This window comes from Corallococcus terminator (assembly GCF_003611635.1).
Classification (GTDB): domain Bacteria; phylum Myxococcota; class Myxococcia; order Myxococcales; family Myxococcaceae; genus Corallococcus; species Corallococcus terminator.
This window is the reverse complement of the sequence record NZ_RAVZ01000081.1, coordinates 14,276-31,022: the sequence shown is the minus strand read 5'-3', so window position 1 is coordinate 31,022 and position 16,747 is coordinate 14,276. Positions and strand designations below refer to the sequence as shown.

15 protein-coding genes and 2 pseudogenes are annotated in these 16,747 nt (G+C 69.9%); 14 read left to right on the top strand and 3 right to left on the bottom strand.

Going from position 1 to position 16,747, the window contains the following annotated elements; genetic code table 11:
* Positions 1-170 precede the first annotated feature (170 nt).
* From D7V88_RS14260 to D7V88_RS14235, 6 genes and pseudogenes are all read left to right on the top strand, one after another.
* The gene (locus D7V88_RS14260) at positions 171-815 is read left to right on the top strand and encodes a hemerythrin domain-containing protein (protein ID WP_120541188.1); all 645 of its coding nucleotides are present in this window, start codon (positions 171-173) and stop codon (positions 813-815) included.
* Between the two features lie 124 nt (positions 816-939).
* Positions 940-1,686 (top strand): SIMPL domain-containing protein, encoded by a 747-nt coding sequence (locus D7V88_RS14255; RefSeq protein WP_120541187.1) that lies wholly within the window; start codon positions 940-942, stop codon positions 1,684-1,686.
* 332 nt (positions 1,687-2,018) lie between these two features.
* Positions 2,019-3,224, top strand: a complete 1,206-nt coding sequence (locus tag D7V88_RS14250) for a DUF2380 domain-containing protein (protein ID WP_341870677.1) — start codon at positions 2,019-2,021, stop codon at positions 3,222-3,224.
* The gene (locus tag D7V88_RS14245; protein WP_120541185.1) at positions 3,221-3,691 is read left to right on the top strand and encodes an NUDIX hydrolase; all 471 of its coding nucleotides are present in this window, start codon (positions 3,221-3,223) and stop codon (positions 3,689-3,691) included. Before D7V88_RS14250 ends, D7V88_RS14245 begins: the two co-directional genes overlap by 4 nt.
* Positions 3,692-3,877: 186 nt before the next feature.
* Positions 3,878-4,510: pseudogene (locus D7V88_RS14240) on the top strand (DUF2380 domain-containing protein); the annotation flags it as partial.
* Positions 4,507-4,987, top strand: a pseudogene (locus D7V88_RS14235) (NUDIX hydrolase). The pseudogenes D7V88_RS14240 and D7V88_RS14235, both read left to right, overlap by 4 nt.
* A gap of 41 nt (positions 4,988-5,028) precedes the next feature.
* Here D7V88_RS14235 and D7V88_RS14230 read toward each other — a convergent pair.
* Positions 5,029-5,805 (bottom strand): hypothetical protein, encoded by a 777-nt coding sequence (locus D7V88_RS14230; protein WP_120541183.1) that lies wholly within the window; start codon positions 5,803-5,805, stop codon positions 5,029-5,031.
* Between the two features lie 13 nt (positions 5,806-5,818).
* On the bottom strand, positions 5,819-6,079 hold the full coding sequence (locus D7V88_RS42595; RefSeq protein WP_147448734.1) for a hypothetical protein: 261 nt from the start codon (positions 6,077-6,079) through the stop codon (positions 5,819-5,821).
* A 139-nt stretch (positions 6,080-6,218) separates the two neighbouring features.
* On the opposite strand from D7V88_RS42595, the gene D7V88_RS14225 reads away from it, so the two are divergent.
* The 8 genes from D7V88_RS14225 to D7V88_RS14190 all read left to right on the top strand — a co-directional run bounded on the left by D7V88_RS14225 (position 6,219) and on the right by D7V88_RS14190 (position 13,936).
* Positions 6,219-7,142 (top strand): lipoprotein TP_1001-related protein, encoded by a 924-nt coding sequence (locus D7V88_RS14225; protein WP_120541182.1) that lies wholly within the window; start codon positions 6,219-6,221, stop codon positions 7,140-7,142.
* A 205-nt stretch (positions 7,143-7,347) separates the two neighbouring features.
* Positions 7,348-7,569 carry a hypothetical protein gene (locus D7V88_RS14220; protein WP_120541181.1) on the top strand — a complete coding sequence of 74 codons (222 nt, stop codon included), beginning with the start codon at positions 7,348-7,350 and terminating at the stop codon, positions 7,567-7,569.
* A gap of 49 nt (positions 7,570-7,618) precedes the next feature.
* Positions 7,619-7,837, top strand: coding sequence for a hypothetical protein (locus D7V88_RS14215; RefSeq protein ID WP_120541180.1), 219 nt, complete (start codon positions 7,619-7,621; stop codon positions 7,835-7,837).
* Between the two features lie 44 nt (positions 7,838-7,881).
* The gene (locus tag D7V88_RS14210; RefSeq protein WP_120541179.1) at positions 7,882-8,091 is read left to right on the top strand and encodes a hypothetical protein; all 210 of its coding nucleotides are present in this window, start codon (positions 7,882-7,884) and stop codon (positions 8,089-8,091) included.
* A gap of 38 nt (positions 8,092-8,129) precedes the next feature.
* Positions 8,130-11,114: a DUF1611 domain-containing protein gene (locus tag D7V88_RS14205; RefSeq protein WP_147448733.1), complete on the top strand. Its 2,985-nt coding sequence runs from the start codon at positions 8,130-8,132 to the stop codon at positions 11,112-11,114.
* A gap of 10 nt (positions 11,115-11,124) precedes the next feature.
* A complete protein-coding gene (locus D7V88_RS14200) occupies positions 11,125-12,927 on the top strand; it encodes a peptidase domain-containing ABC transporter (RefSeq protein WP_120541177.1) in 1,803 nt (600 codons plus the stop codon).
* A 23-nt stretch (positions 12,928-12,950) separates the two neighbouring features.
* On the top strand, positions 12,951-13,241 hold the full coding sequence (locus D7V88_RS14195; RefSeq protein WP_120541176.1) for a hypothetical protein: 291 nt from the start codon (positions 12,951-12,953) through the stop codon (positions 13,239-13,241).
* A complete protein-coding gene (locus tag D7V88_RS14190; RefSeq protein ID WP_244238138.1) occupies positions 13,241-13,936 on the top strand; it encodes a S8/S53 family peptidase in 696 nt (231 codons plus the stop codon). The genes D7V88_RS14195 and D7V88_RS14190 overlap by 1 nt, the downstream gene beginning before the upstream one ends.
* Before the next feature lie 15 nt (positions 13,937-13,951).
* On the opposite strand, the gene D7V88_RS14185 is transcribed toward D7V88_RS14190, so the two are convergent.
* Positions 13,952-16,567, bottom strand: a complete 2,616-nt coding sequence (locus D7V88_RS14185; RefSeq protein ID WP_147448731.1) for a carboxypeptidase regulatory-like domain-containing protein — start codon at positions 16,565-16,567, stop codon at positions 13,952-13,954.
* Positions 16,568-16,747 lie beyond the last annotated feature (180 nt).

Below are 16,747 nucleotides of genomic sequence, written 5' to 3'. Positions count from 1 at the left end.
ATTCCCGCCCGTGCCCACCCGCGCTCCCTCGCCCCTCGCGTCCGCACGGTGGGCACGGGCGGGAATTCATCCCCACCATTCGGAACGTGCCGCGCTGCGCCAGGGAGAGGGACTCCTGCGCATTCGGGAGGGGGAGGCGCGGGCCCCCGTTGCTGGAAGGGAGACGGCCGATGGATGCCATCATGCTGCTGAAGGCGGACCACAAGACGGTGGAGCAGTTGTTCCGCAAGTTCGAGAAGGCGGGCGACCACGCGCTGGCGCACAAGCGCAAGCTGGTGGACGACATCGTGCGCGAGCTGTCGGTGCACGCGGCCATCGAGGAGCAGGTCTTCTACCCGGCGGTGCGAGCGCGGGCGGAGGACCTCTCCGCGGACGTGCTGCGCGCGCTGGAGGAGCACCACGTCGTGAAGTGGCTCCTGTCGGAGCTGGACACGATGCCGCCGGAGGCGGAGCGCTTCGACGCGAAGATGCACGTGCTGATGGAGAACGTGCGCGCCCACGTCACCGAGGAGGAGCAGTACCTGTTCCCGGAGGTGAAGAAGACCTTCAAGCCGCAGGAGTTGCGGCAGGTGGGCGAGGCGCTGGAGCTGGCGAAGCGGGCGGCGCCCACGCACCCGCACCCGGCCGCGCCGGACACGCCGCCGGGCAACCTGCTGGCGGGCGCGGTGTCCGCGGTGATGGACATGGGCCGGGACGCGCTGCGCACGGCGCGGCGCAAGGCGGAGACGCAGGTGCGCAAGGCCACGCGGCGTCCGTCGCGCAAGCCGGAGCCCACCATGACGATGGACTCCGCGGGCGAGTCGCTGCCGCACTGAGCGACCGTCTGGCGCAGGACGTCGCGGGCCCGGTGAATGTCCGCCGGGCCCGGGCCGTCCTGGAGGCATGAGGGGCTTTCGCGCTAGAGGCGAGGAAGGTCCCCAGCCTTTGGAAGGAGGCGCCATGTCCACGGTTCGCAGGATGTTGTCGACGTTGGTGGTGCTCGCGGGCTTCACCGCCGCCGCGCAGTCACAGCCGCCCGGTTCGCCCCAGGCGCGCCCCCCCGTGGATCCGCAGGTGCGCACGTTGCGCGTGGAGGGCACGGGCGAGGTGAAGGCGCAGCCGGACGAGGCCTTCATCGATGTGGCGGTGGAGACGTCCGCGCCGAACGCGAAGGCGGCGGGCGAAGAGAACGCGAAGCGGATGGAGAAGGTGTTGGCGGCGTTGACGTCCGCGGGCATCGCGAAGCGGGACCTCCAGACGCGCAACTACAATGTCTATCCCGAATACACGCCGGCGCCGCCGCAGGGAGGGGAGCCGAAGCTTAAGGGCTACCGGGTGAGCAACCTGGTCAGCGTCCACGTGACGGACCTGACGAAGGTGGGTGGGCTGTTGGACAAGGCGCTCGCGGCGGGAGCGAACCGGGTGGACTCTGTGCGCTTCGGGCTGAGCCGCGAGGACGCGGTGCAGGGCGAGGCGCTGCGGCAGGCGGTGGCGCGAGCCCGCAAGTCAGCGGAGGTGCTGGCCACGGCGCTCAACGTGAAGCTGGGCGCGGTGTTGGATGCGAGCACGGTGACGGAAGCGCCGCGCCTGTACCCGGCCACCTTCGCCATGGACATGGCCGAGTCGCGCTCCGCGCCCACCACGCCCATCCATCCGGAAGAGCAGACGGTGCAGGCGAAGGTGACGCTCATCTTCGCCATCCAGTAGGCGCGCCCTTGGAAGGGCCACTGTACACCGGGGCCGTCATGGGCCCCGGTGTACCCTCTGGCGACGCCGGGGGATGAACGATGCGTGCGAAGGTCGTGGTGTTGTGTCTGGCCTTGCTTGTCACGGGCTGCGCTGGAGTCGAAGCGCCCACCAGGAGAGGGGGTGCGCGTGCGCTCCGGCAGCGCACTTCCTTGTCGGATGCCGCCAGCGAAAGTCGGCGGAGGGTTGAGCCGCAAGGCGGTGAACCTGCCGAAATCGTGCACCCTCGCCAGAGCGCCTCTGGGATTGGAATGCCGGAGGTCCTGCTGCTTCGTCGGGCGGTCCTCGATGCCATGAATGAGGTGGGGGACTCCCTGGCCGGCAGCGCCAGAAGGCTTCCTCCGCTTGCGGCGAACACGCGGGGCTTCAGTGGGGCCGATGGCGCCTTCACGCGCTATGCGGACGACGGCACCCACCAACTGAAATGGCTCCGTGGCGCACTGGCGGATGCCACCCTGCTCGTGGACACCGCTGGGACGGTTTCGGATGCGGACATGGCCCTGGGTCTCCTCCAGATGACGGGTCCCCGTCTCCAGGCCGCGATGTCTGGGGCCACGTTGCTCGCGGCATGGGTGGACTTCCTCCGCCTCGCGGAGGTGGTGCGCCAGGATTGCCCCTACTACGGGATGGAGAGGCTCTTCATAGACCTGGACCGCGTGCAGCGGCGGATGGCTCCCTCCATGAAGGCGCTCGCGTCGACGGAGGCCGGGCAGGTGGAGGCCACCGCGACCGCGATGCCCGAGCTGATGGGACAACTCAGCCTCGAGTTCCAATCCATCCAGGAAGGAGCGCGTGTGGCGATGGAGCGCGCGGGGCGGGTTGTCGCGGCGGCTCAATTCCTTGAAATGCTCACGATGGTCTCCGCGCTGAAGGCGACGCTGTCCAGGCCTCCGCCCGCCGCGCCCGTCACGCTGGGGGTGGGGCTGGTGATGGGCTCAGGCGGCGTGATGATGGGTTCACGCCTGGTCGTCACCGCCGAGTGGGTGGAGCGGACGCGCAGCCTGGTTCAGGCGGGCATCCTCTCCGCCCCCGTGGTCAGCGCCGCGGTTCGCATCAGCGCGGGGCAGGTGCTGATGGCGCAGGCGCACCGGGACCTGCCGAAGGGCGTGCGCGAGGCGCTGGGGGAGGGGCCCGAGGTTCGCGGCATGCACGAGACGGGAAGGGCGGGAGCTGGCATGTCCGAGGCTCCGAAGCACCATGTCCTGCCGCAAGAACACCGCGAGTGGTTCGAGAAGCGCGGCTTCAAGGGCCCCATGGACATCGACCAGTTCTGCGTCCGGTTGGAGCGGGCCCACCATGAGGCCATCCACGGGGGCGGAGACTGGCGCCTGGGCCGCACCTGGCCCGGTGAATGGAACCGGATGATCATGAAGCTGCTGCGCGACTCCGAAACGGAAATCGGGCGGAGGTTGACGCGGAATGAAACCCTGAACATCGTCGCGGAGAACATGAAGTTCTACGACATCAAGATGAAATTCATTCCTGGGAGACGGCGATGACCGACGGACGGTCCTGGGAAGGTCCGTGGAAGGTCCGACTCTACGAACGGGTCCGTGAGCGGGGTTATGACTCGCTCACCGCCTTTGCCGAGGCTCGCCCCGCTGTCCCCCTGGTCGAACTGGCAGAAGAGCTGGGCAAGGACGACGTCGCTGGAGTTCAGGTGCTGAGCGGCTTGCTCGCCGAGGCGGAACAGCGCAAGCGGGTCACGCGCTTTGTGCGCGATGTGCTCGTTCGCATCTTGTCCCAGAATCTTCCTGACGGTTGGCCGGCGGTGTTGGATGACGCAAATCGCTTCGCGGTCGCCAAGGCTCTCGGGTCGTGGTCCGCCTACACCCCGGAGACCCATGAGGAGCGTGTCACCCAGGCCAGGGCTGCGCTCCGTGCCTCGCCCCCGCCGCCCGGCTGGCGTCCACTCGGTCCCGACGACGAGCTTCTCCGCACGCTCCTGCCCGACGAGGACGTCTGAGCGGCACTGATGCCCCGCACAGGCTCCGGTGCTCCTTGAAGGCTTCGACGACGAACGTGGGGATGTCCACCCCTCGTTTCGCTCCATTGGAGCCTCATACGCGATAGAGCATCGGGGTTCACGACGTGGAGGCTCTCCGGACTTCGCGTCGACCGTCATTGCCTCAAGTGGCAGACTCATCCCGCGCTGAAGGCGACGCTGTCCAGGCCTCCGCCCGCCGCGCCCGTCACGCTGGGGGTGGGGCTGGTGATGGGTTCGGGCGGCGTGATGATGGGTTCACGCATGGTCGTCACCGCCGAGTGGGTGGAGAGGATGCGCAGTCTTGTTCAGGCGGGCGTCCTCTCCGCACCCGTGGTCAGCGCCGCGGTTCGCATCAGCGCGGGGCAGGTGTTGATGGCGCAGGCGCACTGGGACCTGCCGAAGGGCGTGCGCGAGGCGCTGGGGGAGGGGCCCGAGGTTCGCGGCATGCACGAGACGGGAAGAGCGGGAGCCGGCATGTCCGAGGCTCCGAAGCATCATGTCCTGCCGCAAGAACACCGCGAGTGGTTCGAGAAGCGCGGCTTCAAGGGCCCGATGGACATCGACCAGTTCTGTGTCCGGTTGGAGCGGGCCCACCATAAGGCCATCCACGGTGGCGGGGACTGGCGCCTAGGCCGCACCTGGCCCAACGAGTGGAACCAGTTGGTCATGAGGGAGCTTCGCAGGGCCGAGACCCGATTGGGCCGGATGTTGACGCGAAACGAGGTCCTCGACATCGTGGTGGAGTTCATGAAGTTGTACGACATCCCGCTGAACTTCACTCCTGGGAGAAGGCGATGACCGACGGACGGTCCTGGGAGGGCAACTGGAAGGTCCGTCTGTATGAGCGGGTCCGAGAGCGGGGTTGCTCTTCCCTCTCGGTTTTCGCCGAGTCACGTCCTGCCGTCCCGCTGATTGAACTGGCCGAGGAACTCGGCAAGGACGATGTGGCCGCAGTTCAGGTCTTCAGTGTGTTGCTTGCGGAGGCGGAGCAGCGTCGGAAGGTGACGCGCCTGGTGAGGGATGTGTTCGTGCGCGAGTTGGCCGGAGACTTTCCCGAAGGCTGGCCAGAAATGAAGGACGAAGCCACGCGTGTCCGGATGATCAAGGTGCTCGCCCGATGGGGAGCATTCACTCCGTCCACGCATGAGAAGCGCGTGGAGCTGGCAGGCGATTCGCTCCTTGCCTTGCCTTGCCTTGCCACCGCCGCCCGGCTGGCGTCCACTCGGTCCCGACGACGAGCTTCTCCGCACGCTCCTGCCCGACGAGGAAGCCTGAGCAGCACGGTCGCCCCTCAAGCTGAGACGGTATGGCTCGGATCAGCCGAAGCTGGAGGTCGCTGAACCGGCGTTGCCGCCCGCCAGGGGCTTGTAGGGGAAGTAGAGGTTTCGCACGAAGCGGGTGAAGAGGTGCTCCTCGTTCCACCGCTGACGGGCCATGCCGTACACCCCCGGCGCGCGCAGGTCGTGGGCGGAGACGCCGGTGACGAACTCGCGCTCGCTGTAGATGGCGAACACCTCATCGACCGCCGCGCGGCTGCGGTACGTGCGCAGCACGGTGCGGTAGATGAGCTCGCTCTCGTCCTTCGTGAAGGCCAGCCCCTGGATGGCATGCGCCATCTCGTGGAAGACGAGGTACTGCTCCGACTCCAGCCGGTCCTGTCTCAACGCAATGCGCGCCCGGGGCCAGTCCGGACGATCCCAGAACAGGCCCGCGGCCCGGGGTGACACCGCCTTCGGATAGCCATACTTCGCCAGGGCGTGTCCGGGAGGGATCAGCTCCAGCGTGAGGGGCCGGGCGGCCTCCATCCGGGCGATGAGCGCGAGGTTGCCGGAGAGCTGCCGGGCGATCTCCTCCTGCACCCGCTGCACCTGCGCGGCGGGGGCACCGTAGGTCTTGAACTCCAGCTTCGCCTGCACATAGGCGCGGGCACGCGCGGGGCCCTCCACGGGAGGGCGGCCTCCGCGTGCTTCGAACACATCGCCTCCCGCCAGCAGCGTGAAGGCGCTCAGCGGCTGACGGCTTCCGACCTCCGCCGCCAGCGGCGTGACGTCCGGCGTCGAGCCGTCCAGGGTTTCGGAGTGCTCCGGTTGCATGCGCCCATTCCCCTCAGGAGCAGGTCTTCGCCTGCTGGTTGCATTCGTCGACACACCCCGGCGTCTGCGTATCGGGAGTGCGGCCCACCGACTGTCCCTGCACGGAGTCCTGGGGAATCCGCAAGGCGACCCGGGAGGAAGGCTGGCAACTGTCGAGACAGGCGTTGTACTGGCTGCGACACGACGGCGACAGGTTCGACGTATCGAGCGTCGCGCACCCGGAGAGCACCGCGAGCCCACCTGTCAGCAGCGCAAGGCCACGAAAGAGGTTCATGGCGAGGATTCTACGCGCGGCCCGTGGCCCGTGAAGAGCCCCCGCCATGACAGGGGGACCCGCTATACCAGTGTCATTCTCCGACCCCAGCCCCGTGATTCCCGCGGTGTCTCCAGTCCCCCTGACCCAAGGCCCTTCCATGTTTCGTCCGCGTGGCGTCCCGATGTTCACAGCCCTCGTTCTGCTCCCGCTCCTCGCCGGATGCCCGGCGGATCCCGAGTGCACGGAGGACCGCGACTGCGCGACCCGTGGGCCGGACATCGTCTGTGTCGACGAACTCTGTGTTCAGGCCCCCGCGCAGGATGCGGGGCTCACGGATGCCGGTCAGGCGGACGCAGGTGAAGGCGACGCGGGCGTGGATGCCGGCCAGAGTGACGCGGGACACGCCGATGCGGGCACGGACGCCGGTCAGGCCGACGCGGGTGCGGACGGCGGCACAACCGTTCCGGAGGCCTCGCTGCGCATCACCGAGATCAACCCCGACCTCTCGCAGGACCTCATCGAACTGGTGGCCGTCACCGGCGGGACGCTGGGCGGCATCTCGCTCCTGGAGCTGACCAACGCCGACTTCAGCTTCACCTTTCCTCAGGGCTACACGGTGGAGGCCGGGGCCGTGCTGGTGCTCCACCTGGGCGGTGACTGCACCGATGCACCCGGAGCACCAGCCTCCTGTGGTCAGACCGCGCCCTTCACCGCCAAGGCCTGGGACTTCAGCCTGCCGGGCTCGCTCAGCTACTCCGGCAAGGTCTTCGAACTGCTCGCGGCGGATGGCTCGCCCGTGGATGGCGTGCCCTTCGTGAGGGCCTCCGGTGCCATGCCCAACGAAACGGTCACCGCGGTCCAGCGCCTGCAAGCGGATCGCGTCTGGGATGCCACCCCCTGTATCCACAACCTGGACACGGGGCTCGCGAAGGACCGCTACTGCCGCAACATCGCGGTGAACTGGTCCGAGCTGAACACGGACTCCAGCGTCATGCGCATCGTCGGCACCACCCCGCTGGCGACCCCCGGAGTGGCGACGCAGTGGAGCACGCCCCTTCCTTCGCGCTGGGGCACCTACTGACGGGAGGGCGGAGGAGGGACCGGCGTGGCTTCCCAGCACGGCCTGCGTGTGCTGATCAGGACCCGGCGCATGGACCGGGCCCCTGGATGAGGGGAAGTGTAGCAGGGGCCATGCTCACCCACCTTCCCTGGCTTGTTCCTTCCCAGGTCCTTTCCTAGGCTTCCCACCTTTCGCGGAACCTCCCCCCACCTGCTGGAGCCTCCCCATGCGGTACACGCGCAAGAACATCTCCGAGCTGCTCGACACCGTTCAGGGCAGCCCGGATGTGATGGGCTTCTGGACGTCCACGTTCGGTGGCTACACGTACACGATGGTCCCCTCCGCGAGCGGGATGTACTGGCAGGACGTGAGCTACCCCGGCCACAAGGTCTGCGAGGACGGCGGCCAGGTGATGATCGAGGATGCCGCGAGCAGCCCCTGTCGCTAGTCCCCCGGGACGACGCCTTTCCCCCCACCGCCGTACAAGGAGTCTTCGGATGCGTTACACGCGCAAGAATGTCAGCGAGCTGCTCGACTCGGTGCTGGGTGATCCGGATGTCTCGGGCTTCTCCACATCGATGATCGTCGGTTCCTACTGGACGCTGGTCCCGTCGTTCGGCGGCGGCATGGTGTGGCAGAACAGTTGGGGTACCCGCTGGACCTGTGAGGATGGCGGCCGCGTCGCCCCCGAGGACTCCGCGACCTTCGGCTGCTAGCCAGCGCCGCACGCTCTCACCCACGCCACACACGGAGGTCACGCATGCGTTACACGCGCAAGGATGTCTCGGAACTGCTGGAGACGGTGAACGGCGGTCCGGACGTCATGGGCTTCGCCACGTCGAACTTCTCGTCCACCACGTACACGCTCGTCGCGTCGGGGCCGGGTACGGTGTGGCAGGACCTGTACAACTCGGCCCACCGGGTGTGCTCGGAGGACGGCGCCACGTCCCCCTACGAGGATTGCCGCTAGCCTTCAGCCTCACGCTTCCCTTCGTCTCACGGCCCCCCATGAATCCCAGCCTCACGCTGATCCTCAACACCCACATGCCGCAGGTGTTGGGCACGGGGCCCCTCTTCGATGAGCCGGAGAACTGGCTCTTCGAAGCGCTGACGGAGACGTACCTTCCGCTGTTCCGGATGTTGGAGCGCTGGGATTCCCGGCGCTTCGCCGGCACGCTGGTGATGTCCTTCACCCCGTGCCTCGTGCAGCAGCTCCTTGCTTGCGAGGAGCGCTACACGGGCTATCTGCACCTGCTCGGGCGCATCGCCACGCGCGAAGTGGAGCGCACGTCGCGGCTGGACCTCTACAACCGCTACGAGAAGTTCCCGCAGTCGCTCTCCGATGAGGCGCTGTCGCGGATCCACCGCACCGCGGGCATGTACCTGCACCGTGTGGAGGACAGCCTCAAGTTCCTCAAGGAGCACAGCCTGCGCGACGTGTTCGCGCAGCTCGGGCGCTCGCGGTTGCCCGGCGTGCAGCTCTGGACGTCCTCCCCGCAGCACAACTTCCTGCCCTTCTTCGAACCCGCCACCGCGGACCGGCTGGTGGCGCGCGGCGTGGAGACCTTCCAGGAAGTGTTCGGCCGCGAGCCGGACGGCTTCTGGCTGCCGGAGTGCGCCTTCCAGCCCGGCATCGAGCGCGTGCTCACGCGCCACGGCATCCGCCGCACCGCGCTCAGCCTCAACGGCATTGGCGCCTCGCAGCCCCAGGACCCCAGCGGCGTGTTCCGCCACGAGGACCTGGAGGTGCTCGTCCACGACTACCGCATCGGGCTGCACCTGTGGAAGTCGCCCGACGCCACCTTCCCGGCGCATCCCATCTACCGCGAGTTCTTCCGCGACGTGGGCTTCGACGTCCGGCCCGAATACTTCGACGAGCTGGGCGTGCCCGTGCCCGCGAACAAGCGCGGGCACGTGTGGACGGGCCTCAAGTACCACGCGGTGACGGGCCAGCAGGTGGGGCTGGGCGAGAAGGGCCTCTACGACCTGGAGGCTGCCCGCGCGCAGGTGCCGCAGCACGTGCGCGCGTTCTGGGACCTGTTGGAGTCGCGCCGCTCGCTCGTGCAGGACGGACAGACGTTCGTGCTGGCCTTCGACACGGAGCTGTTCGGCCACTGGTGGCACGAGGGCATCGAGTGGCTCGACGGCGTGATGCAACCGGAGCTGCCTCGCGAGGTGTCCGTCGCCGCGCCCGTGCCTGCGCCGCCGCCGTCGCTGCCCCGGCTCTACTATTCGACGTGGGGGCGGGACTTCTACAGCGAGCACTGGCTGACGCCGGGCAACTGCTGGATGTTCGGACTCATCAAGCTCGTGGAAGCGCAGCTCCCCGCGCCGGTGGACGCGGAGACGCGCGAGACGTGGCGCCGCTTCGAGGTCTTCAGCGGCAGCGACCTGCTGTTCATGATGCCGGATCCCTCGCAGCGGGATCGCGCGAGAGCGCTGTTCCTCCAGCGCTACGCGGACGTCGTCTCGCGCCTGCCGGCCTTCAAGCCCGAATTGCTCACCGCCTTCCCGGTGGATCCGTTCAAGTGCGTGCTCATCCACGTGGGGCCGCCGGGAGAGGAAGCGCCGCCGCCGTTCCTCCTGCGCCGGCTGTCGCGCCAGGGCTCGTCGGACGCACGCCGGGAGATCACGCTGGACCCGGAGGGGGTCGACGTCGCGGGGCTGCGCGTCTCCTTCCAGTACTTCCTGCTGCACCCGCAGGCCCGCTACGCGCTGCGCGTGGAAGGCTCCGAGCGCGAGCACACCTTCCAGATGCCGGACTACGGCGTGCCGCTGCTCATCGCGCCGGACACCCGCACCTATCCCAAGTACGACCCGGAGGTGCTGTACCGGAAGCTGGCGGAGATCTGGGAAGGCGACCAGCGGCTGCCCATCCTCCAGGCCCCCACGCTGCGCAGCCGCCACATGTACACGCGCGCGCAGGTGACGGAAGTGCTCGGCGGCAAGCGGACCGCGGTCTTCAAGTACAACAAGGAGGGTTACGCGCTCCTGCGCTTCCGCGAGAAGAGCGTGGCGCCTGCGTCGGTCGTGTTCGACGACACCGTGTCGCTCAGCGACGCGGGCGCGTACATCCAGGCCGGGTCGCTGTCCGTGCCGGTGCACAGTGATCCCGCGGAGATCGCGAAGCAGGACTTCGACGCGGTCGTCTTCACCTGCTCACTGAACTTCGAGTCCGAGGTGCCGCACGTCCGGGCGCTGCTGGAAGTGGCCACGCGCAAGCGGCTGCCGGTGGTGTCGCTGTACGACGACATCCTCTACTACGACCTCTTCGACGGGCTGGAGCCGGACCCCTCGCTCTTCTACCGCGTGGCCGTGCCGGAGCAGGACGCGCTCGCGCACCCGGGTCTGGTGGACTACCGGCCGCGCAACCTGCTGGGCGTCTTCGGCACGGACACGGTGCAGGGCAAGTTCACCACGCAGGTGTACCTGCGCGAGGCGCTGGCGAAGCACGTGCGTGTGCGCCACCACTCCACGGAGCCCACGGGCATCCTGCTGGGCGCGGACACTGGCTACTCGCGTGTGCTGCGCGTGGACGCCGAGCCGCGTCTGGCGTTCGAGCGGCGGCTCATGTTGGACCTGGCCCGCGACTGCGACGTGGTCATCACCGGCGGGCAGAACGGACTGCTCTATTCACCGGCGGGCGCGGACCGCCGGACGAACGCCTCCACGATGATCTACGAGACGTTCCTCCCCCGGCTCGTCGTGCTCTCCGTGTCGGTGGACACGAAGCCGGAGGACGTCATCGCGACGCGCGAGTATCTGGAAGAGCTGGCCCGCGAGCACGACGTGCCCTGCACGGTGGTGGGCCTGGCGATGATGGGTGGGCGCAAGCTGCTGGGCAGCCGGTGGACGGAGACGTGGTTCCTGGGCGTCCGGGACGAGGTGCTGGAGGCCGCGCGGCAGCGGCTGGAGCAGCAGACCGGCCTGCGCGTCCACGCCATCCCCGAGGAAGTGGACGCGCTCGCGCGCAGCGTGCTCACGCACCTGTGAGGGCCCCTTGATGGAACAGACCGGCGCGATGCAGGAGGAGGGACCTCCCGGGCTGCGGCAGTCGGCGCGCTACCTCGCAGCGCTCCTGCGCCTGCTGCGGCCCGCCTGGGGCTCGCTCGCCCGGGGCGCGCTGCTGGGCCCCGTCATCACGTTGCTGCTCCTGGTGCCGCCCTTCCTCACGCGGCTCCTGTTCGACCACGTGTCGTCACTCAAGGACCTGGAGCTGCTCCACGTCCTCGTGCTCAGCATCCTCGCGGCGTCGGTGGCGGCCGCGCTCGCGGAGGCGTTGCTGGGCTTCTACTCGTCCTATCTGAACATCAAGCTGGAGAGCTCCGCCGCGCTCTACCTCTTCAACCACCTGCAACACCTGCCGGACCGCTTCTTCTCCCGGCGCCAGGTGGGCGAACTCACCAGCCGCTTCGAGGACGCGAAGGCCGGGATGTCCCTGGTGCTGGGCCTCTTGCGGCTCGTCTTCTCGCAGCTCAGCTTCCTGATCATCATCCCGTTCACGCTCGCCTCGCTCCACTGGGAGCTGGCGCTGGCGGCCCTGGCCACGCTGCCCTTCGTGGTGGCGGTGCCGCTCGTGATGGGGCGCGCCATGGGCCACGCGTGGCAGGAGGTGATGGGCGTCCACGGTTCGCTCAACGCGCTCCAGGTGGAGACCCTGCGGCAGAGCCGCACGACGAAGGTGCTGGCGCTGGAGCCGTTCATCTACCAGCGCGCGGCGGGGCTGATGCGGTCGGTGTTGCAGGCGCACCTGCGAGCTCATGGGGTGGAGGGGCGGCTGCGGCTGTTCGAGCGCACGGTGGAGGCCGCGCAGACGGCGCTCTTCACGTGGCTGGGCTGGCGGCTCATCCTCCAGGGGCAGCTCACGCTCGGCGGCTTCGTGGCCTTCGTGGCCTATGCCGCGTACCTGCGCGGTCCGGTCATCGAGGTCATCTCCTTCGTCACGAGCCTTCAGCAGCGCGGCGTCCACCTTCAGCGCTTCTTCGAGTACTTGAACGAGACGCCGGAGCAGGATCCGAACCGCTCCCTCCAGCTCCCGGCTCCGCTGGCGCGGCGGCTGGACGGTGGGGTGGAACTGGAGAATGTGTCCTTCGGCTATGCGCCGGGCCAGGACGTGCTGCGCGAGGTGAGCGCGCGCATCGAGCCCGGTGCGGTGGTGACCATCGTCGGGGCGAGCGGCTCCGGCAAGACGACGCTGGCGCGACTGCTGACGCGGCTGGAGGAGCCCGGCCGGGGGCGCGTGCTGTACGACGGACGCGACGCGCGAACCCTGGAGCTGTCCGAGCTGCGCCGGCAGCTCGCCGTGGTGTGGCAGGACGTGGAGCTGTACCACGGCACCCTGCGCGACAACCTCACGCTGGGCCTCTCCGCTGTGTCCGACGAGGGCCTGCGGCAGGCCGTGCGGTTGTGCGGGTTGGAGTCCGTCCTCGCGGCACTGCCCCAGGGTTACGACACTCCGGTGGCCGAGGCGGGCGCAAGCCTCTCCGGAGGGCAGCGTCAGCGGCTGGCGCTGGCCCGCGCGGTGCTGCGCGACGCGCCCGTGTTGCTGCTGGACGAGGCCACCTCTCAGCTCGATGTGGAGACCGAGGCCTCCATCGTCCACGCGCTGCTCGCGCGTGCCCGGGAGCGGCGGCAGACGGTGCTGTTCATCACCCACCGGCTGGCCAACGCGCCGCTGGCCGACGAGGTGTGGATGCTCGCGGGAGGTCAGTTGGTGGGCCGGGGCCCGCACGCGGAGATGCTCGCGCGCTGTGCTCCCTACCGGCGGCTGTACCGCACGGGCGTGGGCGAGGCGGACGCCGCCTGACGCGGCGACGGGAACCAACGGTCATGACCCACGAGCCCCCGCGTCCTGTCGCATCGCCGCTCCCCGCGCGGCTGCCCCTGCTGGAGGATCCGGATCATCCCGGCCTCTTCGTCGTGCGGCGCATTGGCATCCTCACGCTCCTGCTCGTGGCGGGGCTGGGCGCGCTGATGCTGGTCGCGGGTTCGCTCGTGCGCTTGACGGTGTCCGTCCCGGACGCCGTTCCTCCCCGGACGGAGTCCGTGACCCTGGGCACCTACGTGTTCCGGCAGTTGGGGCACGCCCGGCTTCCGGGGCCGGAAGGCGGGGGCCAGTGATGAAGGTGGGCATCATCGACAGCGGCGTGGAGGTGGCCTTCCTGCGCGAGCAGGGGCTCCAGCTCGCGGGAGCGGCCCGCTTCACGCTCGACCTGGAGGCGAAGGAGTTGGAGGCGCGCGTCTACGAGCGCGAGGAGTTGGAGGCGTGGCGCGCTGGCGAGACCGCGCTGGACCTGGAGGACACGCACGGACATGGCACGGCCATCCTGAGCATCCTGCATGATCAGGTCCGTCCCTGGCCGGACGTGGAGCTGTACGTGGCGCGCGTCCTCGACGAGGGCGTGCGTGGGCACTCGCTGTGCCTCGTGGAGGCGCTGGGGTGGATGCTCGACGAGGTGGGCGTGGACCTGCTGAACCTGAGCCTCGGCACGACGCTCCGTGCCCTGGAGTCGCCCATGCGCGAGGTGACGGACCGCGCGGCGGCGCGAGGCGCGGTCATCCTCTGCTCGGCGGGAGGGATGCCCACGCTGCCCGCGCAGTTGGAGTCGGTGGTGTCGGTGGGGGATGCCGCGCTCATGGAGCGCGTGGGCGCCGACGTGAAGGTCGACCACGTCGTGCGGGAGCGGGAGGTGAAGCTCTACATGGGAGGCCACTGGCTGCAAGCGCCCATGACGACCAGCTTCGCCTGCGCGGTGGCGGTGGCCGGGGTGCTGCGCGACGGCTGCCCACCGGAGTGGCGGCGCGGGCGGGGCTGAGCGCCGCCCGGCGCCTCACGGGGACGGGGGGCCCGACGTCGGCGGTCTGGCCTCCAGTTCGATTTGGCCCACATGGATGACTTCACCCGCCTGCAACTTCAGCGGGCGTCTCACGTGTCCATGGGCGGGCGCCGTGATGAGCAGGACCCGCTCACCCGCGCGCACGTCGGAGAAGGTGAAGCGCCCCTGCTCGTCCGGGCCGTTGCCCTCCCCGTGCGCCTCGCCCTCGATGGAGACGAACGCGTCCGTCACGGGCGCCTTCGTGGCCGCGTCCACCACCCGGCCCGACACGGTGGCCAGGGCCTTCAGGGAGATCTCCACTTCGAGTGTCCCGCCCACGCCGGGGGACACCCGGGCCTCTCCTGACGCACCGTCCGCCGCCTGTGCGACCAGTTGCAGGGGCTCTGCCGGAACGCCCTTCCATTCGAAGCGCTCGCCCGAGAACTCCCGCGGCCCCTGTCCCTGGGCCAGGAAGCCCTTCTGGAGCTGGAGGGTCAGGCTGAAGCCGCGCACGGGCCCGTCCTCGCGCACCACCCGGCCCCGGAGCGAGGCCGCGGGACGCAGCCTCACGACGACGTCCTGTCCGGCGCTCACGGGCACGGCTTCACTCGAGCGTCCGCCGTTGCGCGCGTTCAGCACCACGCGGCGCGTGGAGGCGTCCGGCGCGAGGGAGATGGAGAAGCGGCCCTCCTCGTCCGCGGAGTCCATCATCAGGGGAGTGCCCCGTCCCTCCGCGGCCGCGAGCGTGATGGAGGCCCCCGGCGAGGGCGTGCCGTCCGGCTCCAGGACGACGCCCCGGTATTCGCTCGCCTCGCGTGAAACCTCCCAGGTGAACTCGACCTGGACCGTCCGTCCCTCCTCCACGTGCACCGACTTCTGCGCACTCATGTCGAAGCGGCCGCGCTCCGTGAGCAGCAGCATGTGGAGCCCTGGTGGGAGGACCATCCGGAAGGTTGCCTCCGCCGAGACCGCTCCCGGCGACCCGGAGTCCTGGCCGAGGGACGTCACGCTCAGCGTCCCCTGGGGGAGGGCGCCCCGGGTCGCGCGCACCACGCCCTCCACGGTGCCCGTCCCCTCCAGCGTGAAGTCCGCTCGGGCCGCGCCGTCCTCGCCTACTTCCACCGACCGGACGACGCCCACCGTGGCGCCCTCGCGTCGGGCGGAGAGGCTCATCCAGCCTGGGGGCAGCCCTTCGAGCCGGTAGTGCCCCGTGGCGTCGGTGCGGGCTTCGCCCATCACCCTGTCCGCGTCACTCCCCGGGGCGAGACGCGACACCCGCGCCTGGGCCACCGGGCTCCCCCTCGTATCGCGCACCTGCCCCTCCACCGCGCCGGTGCGCGGGAGCATCAGCTCCACGGGGAAGTGTTCGCCCGCGCCCACCGTCAGCCCGTACCGCACGATGGATGAGAAGCCCGGCGCGCTCACGCTTGCGTCGTAGCTGCCGGGAGCGAGCCCGCGGAGCCGGAAGTGGCCCTCCGCGTCCGACAAGGCACGGCCGACGTCCTCGTCGCCGCCCGAGCGACGGAGGTCGACGCTGGCTCCTTCCACCGGCGTGCCCGAAGAGCGCTCCACCACGCGGCCCTCCAACCACGCACCCGGTCCCAGTCGGATCCGCGCGTCGCGCACCACCCCCCCCGCGATGGAGACGACGGGGGCGTCGAGCGCGCCAGACTCCTCGCCGCGCCACGCGGACAGGGTGTGGGAGCCAGGCTCCACCTCCAGGGAGAAGCCACCTTGCGCGCCCGTCGTCACCCCTGGATCCGAGCTGCCGTCCACCCGCACCTCGGCGTCCGCGGCCGGGAGGCCTTCCGCGTCCACGACGAAGCCCTCGATGACGCCGGCCACCCGGAGCGCCACCGTCAGCGGCCCCTCCGAAGGGATCAGCAGGCGCTCCATCACGACGCGCGCGTGGCCGGGCGCCCGGGCCTCCAGTCGCCAGGTGCCGGGCGCGAGCCCGTCCACGCGGAAGGCCCCTCGCGCGTCGCTCGTGACGTAGACGCGCTCCTCGTCGGGCGCCTCGGCGCGTTGCCACGGCTCCAGCGTCTTGGTGTGCGCCGTGAGAATCAGCTCCACGAGCGGCAGCGGTTCCTGCGTTCTCTTCACCACCGTGTGCCCCGTGAGCGACTGTCCGGGCAGGAGCGAGACCCGCAGCGACGTGAGGCGCTCGCCCTGGGGGCGCACCACCTCCCGCAGCAGCGGGGCCTGAGCGGGGGCGCGCACCGCCACCAGGTAGCGCCCGGGCCCCGAGGCGATCCGGACGTGTCCCCGAGCGTCCGTGACGCCCTCGCCCACCCGCCGCCATGCCGTCGTCCCAGACGAAGCCTCTCGCGCCCCCTGCCAGTAGAGCCGCGCGTGAGCCCCCGCGATGGGCTGCTCACCCACCAGGACCTCCACGTCCAGGGCGCCCTCCGCCTCGCTGGGAGCCTGGGCCAGCGGGGGTGTGTCGCCCGCATCCGTCCTGTCGGAGCGACCCGGCGTGGACGCGGCACGGGCCGGCCCCTGGGTGGCGACCGTGGCGCGCTCCCCTGCGGCCTCCGGTCCCCTGGAGCGCAGGCCCCAGAGCAGCGCGAGGCCACACCCGACCAGGAGGACCGTCAACACCCCGATGAGCCGCCCGCGCATGCTTGCCATCCTCGCCCCCTGCTCCGTCGGGAGCTCCGGACGCGAGTATCACCCCGAAACGGCCCGTGGGGTCCCCTCGTCCCATGCCCATGACCCGGCCCGCGCGGTGGAAGGGGCGCGACACCCGGCATTCCGGACCTGGCAGCCGGCCAGGCGAGGGTGCATCGGGTCGCCGCGCCCGCTGGCCTG